Annotated in this window: 11 protein-coding genes; 3 read left to right on the top strand and 8 right to left on the bottom strand. The window is 72.5% G+C overall.

The features are described from left to right. Positions 1-124: 124 nt before the first annotated feature. The 5 genes from ACIQUC_RS06550 to xseA all read right to left on the bottom strand — a co-directional run bounded on the left by ACIQUC_RS06550 (position 125) and on the right by xseA (position 4589). Positions 125-1525 (bottom strand): class II fumarate hydratase, encoded by a 1401-nt coding sequence (locus tag ACIQUC_RS06550; protein ID WP_402265687.1) that lies wholly within the window; start codon positions 1523-1525, stop codon positions 125-127. Positions 1526-1644: 119 nt separating this feature from the next. Then, on the bottom strand, positions 1645-2259 hold the full coding sequence (locus tag ACIQUC_RS06545) for a carbonic anhydrase (protein ID WP_022906013.1): 615 nt from the start codon (positions 2257-2259) through the stop codon (positions 1645-1647). A 143-nt stretch (positions 2260-2402) separates the two neighbouring features. Next, positions 2403-3041, bottom strand: coding sequence for a DUF4245 domain-containing protein (locus ACIQUC_RS06540; RefSeq protein ID WP_402264639.1), 639 nt, complete (start codon positions 3039-3041; stop codon positions 2403-2405). Next, positions 3038-3283 (bottom strand): exodeoxyribonuclease VII small subunit, encoded by a 246-nt coding sequence (locus ACIQUC_RS06535; RefSeq protein ID WP_022906010.1) that lies wholly within the window; start codon positions 3281-3283, stop codon positions 3038-3040. The genes ACIQUC_RS06540 and ACIQUC_RS06535 overlap by 4 nt, the downstream gene beginning before the upstream one ends. A 70-nt stretch (positions 3284-3353) precedes the next feature. Then, positions 3354-4589 carry an exodeoxyribonuclease VII large subunit gene (gene xseA, locus ACIQUC_RS06530; protein ID WP_402264636.1) on the bottom strand — a complete coding sequence of 412 codons (1236 nt, stop codon included), beginning with the start codon at positions 4587-4589 and terminating at the stop codon, positions 3354-3356. Positions 4590-4714: 125 nt separating this feature from the next. Between xseA and ACIQUC_RS06525 the strand changes: the two genes are divergently transcribed. Both ACIQUC_RS06525 and ACIQUC_RS06520 read left to right on the top strand, forming a co-directional pair. After that, positions 4715-5779, top strand: coding sequence for a 4-hydroxy-3-methylbut-2-enyl diphosphate reductase (locus ACIQUC_RS06525; RefSeq protein WP_402264634.1), 1065 nt, complete (start codon positions 4715-4717; stop codon positions 5777-5779). Further along, positions 5776-6507 carry a DUF6264 family protein gene (locus tag ACIQUC_RS06520; protein WP_402264631.1) on the top strand — a complete coding sequence of 244 codons (732 nt, stop codon included), beginning with the start codon at positions 5776-5778 and terminating at the stop codon, positions 6505-6507. The genes ACIQUC_RS06525 and ACIQUC_RS06520 overlap by 4 nt, the downstream gene beginning before the upstream one ends. 56 nt (positions 6508-6563) lie before the next feature. Here ACIQUC_RS06520 and ACIQUC_RS06515 read toward each other — a convergent pair whose 3' ends face one another. Next, complete coding sequence (locus ACIQUC_RS06515; protein ID WP_402264628.1) at positions 6564-7127, bottom strand: TetR family transcriptional regulator; 564 nt, start codon at positions 7125-7127, stop codon at positions 6564-6566. Positions 7128-7214: 87 nt separating this feature from the next. On the opposite strand from ACIQUC_RS06515, the gene ACIQUC_RS06510 reads away from it, so the two are divergent. Beyond that, on the top strand, positions 7215-8354 hold the full coding sequence (locus tag ACIQUC_RS06510; protein ID WP_402264626.1) for a zinc-binding alcohol dehydrogenase family protein: 1140 nt from the start codon (positions 7215-7217) through the stop codon (positions 8352-8354). A 30-nt stretch (positions 8355-8384) separates the two neighbouring features. On the opposite strand, the gene ACIQUC_RS06505 is transcribed toward ACIQUC_RS06510, so the two are convergent. Then, the gene (locus ACIQUC_RS06505) at positions 8385-9644 is read right to left on the bottom strand and encodes a M18 family aminopeptidase (RefSeq protein ID WP_402264623.1); all 1260 of its coding nucleotides are present in this window, start codon (positions 9642-9644) and stop codon (positions 8385-8387) included. Between the two features lie 94 nt (positions 9645-9738). Then, positions 9739-10767: a class II fructose-bisphosphate aldolase gene (gene fbaA, locus ACIQUC_RS06500; RefSeq protein WP_402264620.1), complete on the bottom strand. Its 1029-nt coding sequence runs from the start codon at positions 10765-10767 to the stop codon at positions 9739-9741. Positions 10768-10793 lie beyond the last annotated feature (26 nt).

Genomic DNA, 10793 nt, shown 5'->3' with positions numbered 1-10793 from the left:
CGCGCCTCCCCGCCCCCGGGGGCCCCCGCCGGCGGGCGCCCCCGGCCCCCCCCCCCCCTCCCCCCCCCGGGCGGGGGGGGGGGCCCCCCCCCCCCCCCCCGCCTCCTGTCCGTCAGGGGGTGCGTCAGTTCGGGTGCGTCATGCTGAGCACGTCGAGGGCGCTGTCGAGCTGCTCCTCGGTGACCTCGCCCCGCTCGACGTGACCGAGGGCGATCACGGCCTCGCGCACGGTGATGCCCTCGCGCACGGCGTACTTGGCGACCTTGGCGGCTGCCTCGTACCCGATCACGCGGTTGAGCGGCGTCACGATCGACGGCGAGGACTCGGCGAACGCGCGGGCACGGTCGAGGTTCGCCTCGAGCCCGTCGATGGTCTTGTCGGCGAGCACCCGCGAGCTGTTCGCGAGCAGACGGATCGACTCGAGCAACGCGGTGCCCATCACCGGGATCGCAACGTTCAGCTCGAACGCGCCGGACGCACCCGCCCAGGCGATCGTGGCGTCGTTGCCGATGACGCGGGCGGCGACCATGAGAGTGGCCTCGGGGATGACCGGGTTGACCTTGCCGGGCATGATCGACGAGCCCGGCTGCAGGTCGGGGATGTGCAGCTCGCCCAGGCCGGTGTTCGGCCCGGAGCCCATCCAGCGCAGGTCGTTGTTGATCTTCGTCAGGCTGACCGCGAGGACCTTGAGGGCACCCGAGGCCTCGACGAGGGCGTCACGCGCACCCTGGGCCTCGAAGTGGTCGAGCGCCTCGGTGATGGGCAGGCCGGTGTCAGTCGCGAGCTGGGCGATGACGCGCTGCGGGAAGCCCTTCGGCGTGTTGATCCCGGTGCCGACCGCCGTGCCACCGAGGGGGACCTCGGCGACGCGGGGAAGCGTCGCCTCGACCCGCTCGATGCCCAGACGGACCTGGCGTGCGTAGCCGCCGAACTCCTGCCCGAGGGTGACGGGCGTCGCGTCCATGAGGTGCGTCCGACCGGACTTCACCGCGTCGGCCCACAGCGTCGCCTTGGCCTCGAGCGACTCGGCGAGGTGCTCGAGCGCCGGCACGAGGGTGCGGATGAGGGCCTCGGTCACCGCCACGTGCACCGACGTGGGGAACACGTCGTTCGAGGACTGCGAGGCGTTCACGTGGTCGTTCGGGTGCACGGGGGTGCCCGCGATGTCCGACGCGAGCGTCGCGAGGACCTCGTTCATGTTCATGTTCGACGAGGTCCCGCTGCCGGTCTGGTAGACGTCGACCGGGAACTGGTCGTGGTGCGCCCCGCCGATGATCGCGTCCGCCGCCTGCGCGACGGCGTCGGCCAGCGCGGGGTCGACGATGCCGAGCTCCCCGTTGACGATCGCGGCGGCGCGCTTGATCCGGGCGAGGGCGACGATCTGCGCCGACTCGAGTCCGCTCCCCGAGATCGGGAAGTTCTCCACCGCGCGCTGCGTCTGCGCCCGGTAGAGCGCGGACACCGGCACCCGGACCTCGCCCATGGTGTCGTGCTCGATGCGGTACTCGCCGGAGCTGTCGGTCACGGTGGTCGGGGTGGTGTCGGTCACGTCGTCGTGGTCCTTCCTGGGGTGCTCGCCGGCCGCGGTCGCGCCGGCTGGTGGATGTCCCGAGGGTGTCCGGGACGATTCGTCGTGGCGGCGGGTCAGGCCTGGCCCACGACGGTGTCGATGGCGACCTCGCCCGTGGTGAGGTCGTAGGTCGCGCCGACGACGGCCAATCTACCCTCGGCGATCGCGTCGGAGACGGCACCGGACCGCTCGATCACCTGGCGCAGCGTGGCCTCGAGGTGGGCGGCGCCGACCGATTCCTGCGGGACGTCGGCGTCGGTGCTGCGGACACGCTCGACGCTCGGGGCGATGGCGTCCACCAGCGCCTGCAGGTGCGGTGCCGGCACGGGCTCGCCGGAGCGGGCGGCGGCGACCGCGCCGCACTTGGTGTGCCGGAGCACGACCACGAGCGGGGTGCCGAGCGCGACGACGGCGAACTCGATCGACCCGAGCACGACGTCGTCGACGATCTGCCCGGCGTTGCGGATCGCGAAGAGGTCACCGATGCCGGCGTCGAAGACGTGCTCGAACGGCACGCGCGAGTCGGAGCAGCCGAGCACGGTGGCGAAGGGTGCCTGCGACCCGGCGAGTTCCGAGCGGCGGTCCGGGTCGATCCGGCCGGTGCGGCGCTTGTCGGCGGCGAAGCGGGCGTTGCCCTCGACGAGGAGTCGGAGGGCGTCGGACGGGGTGGCGGCGGCGCGGTCGGGCATGGGGTTCCTCGGGGCTTCGGGTCGGTGGTCGTGCTGGGGGTCGGGCTGGGGCTGGTGCTCGCGCTGGTGGTCGTGCTGGGGCTGGTGCTCGCGCTGGGGGTGGGGCTGGTGGTCGTGCTGGTGCTCGCGCTGGTGCGGAGGGGTCAGTTCGCGAACTGCTTCGCGACGGCGGTGGCGACGGTCCGGAAGGCGGCGTCGTCGGCGGTGCCGGCCAGGACGACGGTGCCCTGGTCGAACCTCGCCACGAGCGAGTACGCCTGGTTGCCGGCGTCGTCCCCCTCGGACCGGCGGTCGTACACGGTCCACTTCGTGCCGGCGATCGTGCGGGAGCCGGTGGCCGCGTGCTGGTCGAGCTGGTTCGACACCCACGTCGCATTCGCGTCGATGCCCTGCTGCAGGCCGATGTACTGCTTGTCGGGCGTGATCAGGCCGACGGTCCAGACGCTCACGCCGTCGGAGGTCTTGTCCTGGTAGTCGGCGCGGTTCGACGAGAAGCCCTTCGGCAGGGCCGGAGCCGCCAGCGTGACGCCGGGCACCTGCGCCTGGGACGCGACCTGCCGGTAGTCGACCGTGCGGTCGCCGATCGTGGTGTCCGGGCGGACGACCACGGCGACGAGGAACAGGACGATCCCGAGCGAGGCGATCAGCGCGATGACGAGGTTGAACGCCGTCTGGTGCTGCCGTCGTGCGGTGCGTGCGGCGTCCTTTCGCGCCCAGGTCTCTTCCGGGGTCTCGGGGCGGCCCAGCTCGGCGACGATCGGGCGGCCGTCGGCATCGGTCATCGCGCTGCGCCGTCCTCGGACTCGGACGCGGCACGGGCGGCGTCAAGCCGGGCCCGTGCGCCGACGAGCCACTCTTCGCACCGGGCGGCGAGCGACTCGCCCCGTTCCCACAGCGACAGCGAGCGTTCGAGCGTGGCCGACCCCTGTTCGAGCTCGGCGACGACGCGCACGAGTTCGTCGCGCGCCGCTTCGTAGCTCAGCGACCGGACGTCGGGCTGCTCGGGTTCCTGCTGGGATGACACCCCTCGATCCTACCGAGCGCCCACCGACGTGTGCCCCGCACGGGCAGACCGGTGGAGAACCCGCAGCCGCTCAGACGCCGTCCGGCCCCGGCCCGTCCGGCTCGAGCGTCCCGGTGGCCGTCCCGGCGCCGAGCGTCACGTGCACGGGCGTCGCCCCGGACAGGTCATCGGCGCCGCGCACGACCCCGCCGTCCGCCGTCTGGACGATGGCGTAGCCACGGCGCAGGGTGTCCCGCGGCGACAGCGCCCGGAGCCTGGCGGTGAGGTGACCGACCTCGGCGTGGGAGCGTTCGAGCCGCCGGTCCAGCAGCTCACGGGCACGGGAGAGGTCGCGCGCCACCTCTTCCGCGCGGGTGTCGACGAGCCACGCGGTGGACGCGAGGGCCGGGCGGGAGCGCAGGGCCGCGATCCGGTCCGCCTCGACCGACAGGGTGTGCGACAGGCGCAGCCCGAGTCGTGCCCGCGCCTGCTGGACGTTGGCGAGTTCCTCGGCGACGTCCGGCACCACACGCTTGGCCGCGTCGGTCGGGGTGGAGGCGCGGAGATCCGCGACCTCGTCGAGGATCGGCCGGTCGGCCTCGTGCCCGATGGCCGAGACGATCGGGGTGGTCGCCGCGGCGGCGGCACGCACGAGTCCCTCGTCGCTGAAGCCGAGCAGGTTCTGGAAGTCGCCGCCGCCGCGGGCGACGATGATGACGTCGACGGAGGGGTCGGCGTCGAGTTCCGCGATCGCGGCCGTGACCTCGCCGACGGTGCGGTCGCCCTGCACCGCGGTGTGCACCGTCCGGAACTCCACCTGGGGCCACCGGAGCTGCGCGTTGCGCTTGACGTCCTTCTCGGCGTCGGAGTCCTTGCCCGTGATGAGGCCGATCCGGTGCGGCAGGAACGGCAGCCGCTTCTTCCGGGCGGGGTCGAACAGCCCTTCCTCGGCCAGGGTCCGGCGCAGCCGTTCGAGGCGTTCGAGCAGGTCACCGAGCCCGACGTGCTTCATCTCGACGACCTGCATCGTCAGCGAGCCGCCCTTGACCCAGTAGTTCGGCTTGACGGCGGCGACGACCCGGTCGCCCTGCTTGATGTCCGCCGGGACCCGGGAGCGCACGCTCGACCAGATCGAGAACGACACGGTGGCGTCGACCTCGACGTCCTTGAGCTTGCCGTAGACGTTGCCGCCGGCGACGTTCCACTGGGTGATCTCGCCCTCGACCCAGGCGGTGCCGAGGCGGTCGATCCAGTCGCGGATCTTGGCACCGAGCAGTGCGACGGGCCACGGGTTGTCGGCCGTGGGTGGTCCCTGTTCGATCGCCATGTCGCTCCTTCTCGTGCGGGACGTCCATCGTGCCGGACACCGGTGACAGCGGGGGCGCGACGGGTTCTCCACAGGTCGCACCCGCGCCCAGCCCGCACGCGACCCGCTCACCTATCATCGGGGACGTGACGATCACCAACGGCCACACGGTCCCGCTCGCCGCCCCGCGGGTCCTCGCGGCGCGCGGCCGCCTGCGGGACGAACCGGTCGCCGGCACCAAGAAGGTCCTGCTCGCAGCGCCCCGCGGCTACTGCGCCGGCGTCGACCGTGCCGTCGTCGCGGTCGAGAAGGCCCTCGAGCAGTACGGCGAGCCGGTGTACGTCCGCAAGCAGATCGTGCACAACGTCCACGTCGTGTCGACCCTCGAGCAGCGTGGAGCGGTGTTCGTCGACGACGTCACCGAGGTCCCTCGCGGCTCGCACGTCGTGTTCAGCGCGCACGGCGTCTCGCCGGCGGTCGTCGCCGGCGCGGCCGACCGCGACCTGCACGCCATCGACGCCACGTGCCCCCTGGTCACGAAGGTCCACCGCGAAGCCACGCGCTTCGCCCGGGCCGACCGCACGATCATCCTCATCGGACACGCCGGCCACGAAGAGGTCGAGGGCACCATGGGGCACGCGCCGGACCGCACGATCCTGGTCAACGGTCCCGAGGACGTCGCCGCGCTCGAGGTCCCCGACCCCGACAACCTCGTCTGGCTCTCGCAGACCACGCTGAGCGTCGACGAGACCATGGAGACCGTCCGTCGGCTGCGTGAGAAGTTCCCCGCGATCGAGGACCCGCCCTCCGACGACATCTGCTACGCCACCCAGAACCGACAGGTCGCGATCAAGAAGGTTGCCCCCGCGGCAGACCTCGTGATCGTCGTCGGCTCGGCGAACTCGTCGAACAGCGTCCGCCTGGTCGAGGTCGCGCTGGAGCACGGCGCGAAGGCCGCGCACCGCGTCGACTACGCCGCCGAGATCCAGCAGGACTGGCTGACCGGCGTCGCGACCGTCGGCGTCACGAGCGGCGCGAGCGTCCCGGAAGAACTCGTCACCGAGGTCCTCGACCAGCTCGCGGACGCCGGCTACGGCGCCGTCGAAGAGGTCGTCACCGCACACGAGGACCTCATGTTCTCGCTCCCCAAGGAGCTCCGCACCGACGCGTCGGGCAACCCGACGCGCGCACTCGGCGGGCGTCGCCGGTGAGCGGCGGCACGGACGGCTGGTCCGCGGTCCCGGCCCGCGACCCGGGTCACGTCGCCGATCCCCCTGCCGGCCAGGAGGCTCGGCGCACCCCCGCCACGTCGGCCGACGCCGACCAGCGCGGTCGCGTCCACGGCCGCCCGGCACCGCAGTACGGCGAGTACGCGCCCGAGGGCTGGGTGAACCCGGTGCTCGTCGAACAGGAGCGCCTCGCGCACGAAGAACGCTCCCGGGCGGCTGACGAACGCGCGGCGCGCGACCAGCCCGCTCGCGACCGCGGTCCCCGTGCCGGCGCGCAGCGGCCCAGCGCTGCGACCGACGATGCCACGGCCCGCCCGACACCGGTCGCCGGACGGTTCGGTGCCACCCCGCTCGACGTCGTCCTGACGGTCGGGCTGCTGGTGATCGGCCTCTGGTCGGTCGTCGAGTCCCTCGCCGTCGGCACCACCGCCTCGACGATCCGGACCCTCGTCGAGCGCCAGTACACCGAGCTGTCCGACCCGGCGGCGCTCTCGACCGCCGTGCTCGTCCGGGCGGTCGTGCTCGTCGTGGTGTTCGTGCTGGTCGCCTGGTGGTCGATCCGGCGGCTCCGTGCCCGGCGCTGGACGTTCTGGGTCCCGCTCCTGGGCGGTGTGGTCGCGTCGGTGCTCGGCATCGTGCCGGTGATGGTCGTGCTCCTCCAGGACCCGGCGTTCACGGCGTACGTGCAGCGGATGGCCACCGGCGGCTGACCCGCCCAGCGCGTCCGCCGACGGGGAACGCGGCGACGACGGTCTCGATCGCCGGGTCAGCAGCCGAAGGTCGACCGCATCCGGCTGAGCACCCGGTCCAGGTGCTCGGTGAGCGGTGCGGTGTCGTCGTCGGCCAGCCATCCCTCGAGCGCGGTCTGGAAGAGCTCGACGGTGAGTCCGCCGAGGACACGTGCCGTGAGTTCGTCCTCGCCCCGGTCGACGAAGCCCTGCTGCACGGCGTCTCGGAGGTCGGCCTGCTTGCGCAGGTCCCGCTCGCGGAGTAACGGTTCGGCCTCGATGATCCGCCGCGCCGAACGCATGTGCTCGCGCTGTGCCTCGAACCGTCGGATCGCGAGCGTCCGGAGTCCCTCGGTCACGAGCTCCAGTGGATCGACGCCGGCGGGTGCGCCCGCGAGGACCCCCGCGGCCAGGCGCGGGATCTCGTCGTCGCCGAAGAACACCTCGCGCTTGTCGCTGAAGTGCCGGAAGAAGGTCCGTTTCGTCAGTCCCGCCCGGAGGACGATGTCCGGCACGGTCGTGGCCGCGAAACCGCGCTCGGCGAAGAGCTCGAGCGCGGCGGTCCGCAGTCGTTCCCGGGAGTCGGGAGCCCATCTGGCCATACTGCGAGCCTAGATGATGACACCGGGTGTCGTCACGCGCTAGAGTGACGACACCGCGTGTCATCACTCCTGCAGAAAGGCACACCCGTGTCGCAGCACTCCGCCGCCGTCCTCCGCGCATCTCGCGCACCCCTCGTCGTGTCGAGCGTCCCCGACGCCGAACCCGGAGCGGGCGAGGTGTTGGTGCGCGTCCGGGCGGTCGCCGTGAACCCGGTCGACTGGGTGATCCAGGGCACGGGGTCGGTGACCTACCGCTGGCTCCGCTACCCGGCGGTCCTCGGGTCGGACGTCGCCGGCGAGGTGCTGGCGGTCGGGGCCGGGGTCACCCGCTTCCGCGTCGGGGACCGGGTGTTCGGGCTCGCGACGGGCACCGACCGCGGGCGTGACCCGATGCGGGAGGGAGCGTTCCAGGAGACGACGGTGCTGCTCGAGCGGCTGACCGCTGCGACGCCGTCCGGCGTGTCGGACGCAGAGGCCGCGGTCCTGCCGCTCGGCGCCTCGACCGCTGCCTGCGCACTGTTCCAGCCGGCGCACCTCGGCCTCAGGATGCCCGGCGACGCCGTCGTGCCCGGTGACGCCGTCGAGCCCGAGGGTGAGGGGGGCGTCGTGGTGGTGTGGGGCGGCTCGACGAGTGTCGGGATGAACGCCGTCCAGCTCGCCCGGGCAGCGGGCTACGACGTCGTCAGCACGGCATCGCCCCGGAACGCCGCACTCGTGCGGTCACTCGGAGCGGACGTCGTCGTGGACCACGGCGACGCGCGGGCAGTCGAGCACCTCGTCGAGGGCATCGGCGGGCGCCGGGTCGTGGGGGCCGTCGCACTCGGCACGACCTCGGCAGCCGCGTGCATCGAGGTGCTCCGACGGACCGGCGGGAGCGTCCTCGCGATGGCGAGCACGCCCGTCTCGCTCGACGGCCTCGCGGGCCGCCGACGCCTGTTCCCGGCGATGCTGCCCGTCTTCACGCGGGTCGGGCTGACCATGGCCCGGCTCACGCTGCGTGCACGACGGGCCGGCATCCGGTCGGCGTTCGTGTGGGGGAGCAGCCTGCGCGACGACGAGGTGGGCCGTCGACTCTGGAGCGAGGTGCTCGAGACCGGGCTGGCCGACGGGACGCTGCGTCCGGTCCCCGAGGCGCTCGTGGTCGGCGAGGGGCTCGGATCGGTGCAGACGGCGATCGACCGCCAGCGCGCCGGAGTGTCCGCCCAGAAGGTGGTCGTGACGCTGTAGCTGGGCACCCGACCGTTCCGGGCGACCCCGCTACCCGGCCAGGAACGCGGCGACGGCCCCGTGCAGGGCGGCCAGGTCGTCGACGTGCACGAGCTCCCGGATCGAGTGCATCGAGAGCAGCCCCACGCCGATGTCGATCGTCGGGATCCCGAGCCGGGTCGCCGCGATCGGGCCGATCGTCGAGCCGCCGGGGATCGTGTTCACGTTGACGAACGGCTGCCACGGCACGCCGGCGGTGGCGCACGCGGCGGCCCAGACGGCTTCGCCCTTCGCCTCGGTCATGTAGCGCTGGTTCGCGCTGATCTTCAGGAGCGGCCCACCGCCGGGGCGCGGGCGGTTGGTGGGGTCGTGCTTCTCGGGCTGGTTCGGGTGGACGAGGTGTCCGGCGTCGCTCGAGAGCAGCCACGATGCACGGAACGCCCGCGCCGCCTCGGAGCGGGTGGCGCCGAGGCCCTCCTGCACGCGGCCGAGGACGTCCTCGAGGAAGGGCCCGCCCGCGCCGGACGGCGTCGACGACCCGATCTCCTCGTGGTCGAACGCGGCGAACACGGGGACGTGGTCGCCGTCGGCCGGCGCGTCGACGATGCCGCGGAGCCCGGCGTGCACGCTGGTCAGGTTGTCCATGCGACCGGATGTGAGGAACTCGCGGTCGATGCCGATGCGCGCGGGGGCCTGGGTGTCGGCGAGGAACAGGTCCCAGGACACGCACGTCTCGCCGAGTCGGGCGCGGAGCCACGAGACCACGTCGGTGCCGCCGGCGTCACCGTCGACGCCGACGATCGGCAGCGTGTGCCGCTGCCGGTCGATCTCCTTGCCGTCGTTCACGCCGCGGTCGAGGTGGATCGCGAGGTTCGGGATGCGGGCGACGGCGTCGGTCGACACCAGCCGGACGGTCCCGTCGGCGTCCACGACCCGGCCGGCGATCCGCAGGTCGCGGTCGAACCACGTGGACAGCAGCGCGCCGCCGTAGACCTCGACGTTCAGCTGCTCCCAGCCGCCGGTCCGGACACCGGGGTTCGGCTTGACGCGGAACCCGGGGGAGTCGGTGTGGGCGCCGAGGATCCGGAACGGTGTCGTCGCGGTGGCACCCGCCGGCAGACGCCAGGCGATGACGGCACCGTCGCGGACCACCACGTACGCGCCCGGCGTCGTCGGCCACGCGGCGAGTTCGTCGAGCTCCTCGAACCCCGCCGCCACGAGGCGGTCCCGGGCCACCGCGGCCGCGTGGAACGCGGTCGGGGACTCGGTGACGAACTGGGCGAAGTCGGAGGCGATGGCGTCGGCGGTCACCCTGCCATCGTGGCACGCGGTGGAGGCGACCGGATGCAGGACGGGGCGCGTCCGACGGACGCGCCCCGTTCCTCCAGGTCGTGACCCCGGCGCGTCAGCCCTGGCTGTGACCGGCCGAGCCGAGCACCTTCGCGGCCTCGCCGACGCGGGCCGCCATGGCGGTCTCGGCGACCTTGCCCCAGGCGCGCGGGTCGTACTGCTTCTTGTTGCCGACCTCGCCGTCGATCTTCAGCACACCGTCGTAGTTCCGGAACATCGAGTCGGCGATCGAACGCGTGAAGGCGTACTGCGTGTCGGTGTCGATGTTCATCTTGATGACGCCGTTGCGCACGGCTTCGTGGATCTCGTCGTCGGTCGAGCCGGAGCCGCCGTGGAAGACGAGGTCGAGCGGGTTCTCGCCCGTGCCGTGCTTCGCGGCGACCGACGCCTGGATCTCACCGAGGAGCTCGGGGCGGAGCTTGACACCACCGGGCTTGTAGACACCGTGCACGTTGCCGAACGTGAGCGCGGCGATCCAGCGGCCCTGGTCACCGAGTCCGAGGGCGTCGACGACCTTCTCGACGTCGTTCGGGGTCGTGTAGAGGGCGTCGTTCGTGCCCTCGTGCTCGACGCCGTCCTCCTCGCCGCCGACGACGCCGATCTCGACCTCGAGGACGGCGTTGATGTTCCGGGTCTTCTGGAGCATGGTCGTCGCGATCTCGATGTTCTCGTCGAGGGGCACGGCCGAGCCGTCCCACATGTGCGACTGGAAGATCGGGTTGCGACCCTGGCGGACCTCTTCCTCGCTCGCCGCGATGAGCGGGAGCACGAAGCCGTCGAGGGCGTCCTTCGGGCAGTGGTCGGTGTGCAGGGCGACGGTGATGTCGTAGTTCTTCGCGACCTCGTGGGCGAAGCGCGCCATCGCGAGGGCGCCCGCCGCACGGTTCTTGACCGTGTGACCGGCGAAGTAGTCGGCGCCGCCCGTGGTCACCTGGAGGATGCCGTCCGAGCCGGACTCCTGCAGGCCCTGGAGGACCGCGTTGATCGTCTGGGACGACGACACGTTGACGGCCGGGTACGCGAACTTGCCGGCCTTCGCTCGTTCGATCATCTCGGCGTACTGTTCCGGCGTTGCGATGGGCACGTGGATCTCCTTCGACTTCGGTGGTG

The sequence above is a fragment of the Curtobacterium sp. NPDC098951 genome (assembly GCF_044759965.1).
In the GTDB taxonomy this organism is placed as follows: Bacteria; Actinomycetota; Actinomycetes; order Actinomycetales; family Microbacteriaceae; genus Curtobacterium.
This window is presented reverse-complemented; position numbering and strand designations above follow the sequence as displayed.

What these genes read in the sequence shown, in the direction of transcription:
- ACIQUC_RS06545 (WP_022906013.1), bottom strand. Translation starts at nt 2,259, where the DNA reads ATGCCCGACCGCGCCGCCGCCACCCCGTCCGACGCCCTCCGACTCCTC.
- ACIQUC_RS06540 (WP_402264639.1), bottom strand. Translation starts at nt 3,041, where the DNA reads ATGACCGATGCCGACGGCCGCCCGATCGTCGCCGAGCTGGGCCGCCCC.
- xseA (WP_402264636.1), bottom strand. Translation starts at nt 4,589, where the DNA reads ATGGCGATCGAACAGGGACCACCCACGGCCGACAACCCGTGGCCCGTC.
- ACIQUC_RS06515 (WP_402264628.1), bottom strand. Translation starts at nt 7,127, where the DNA reads ATGGCCAGATGGGCTCCCGACTCCCGGGAACGACTGCGGACCGCCGCG.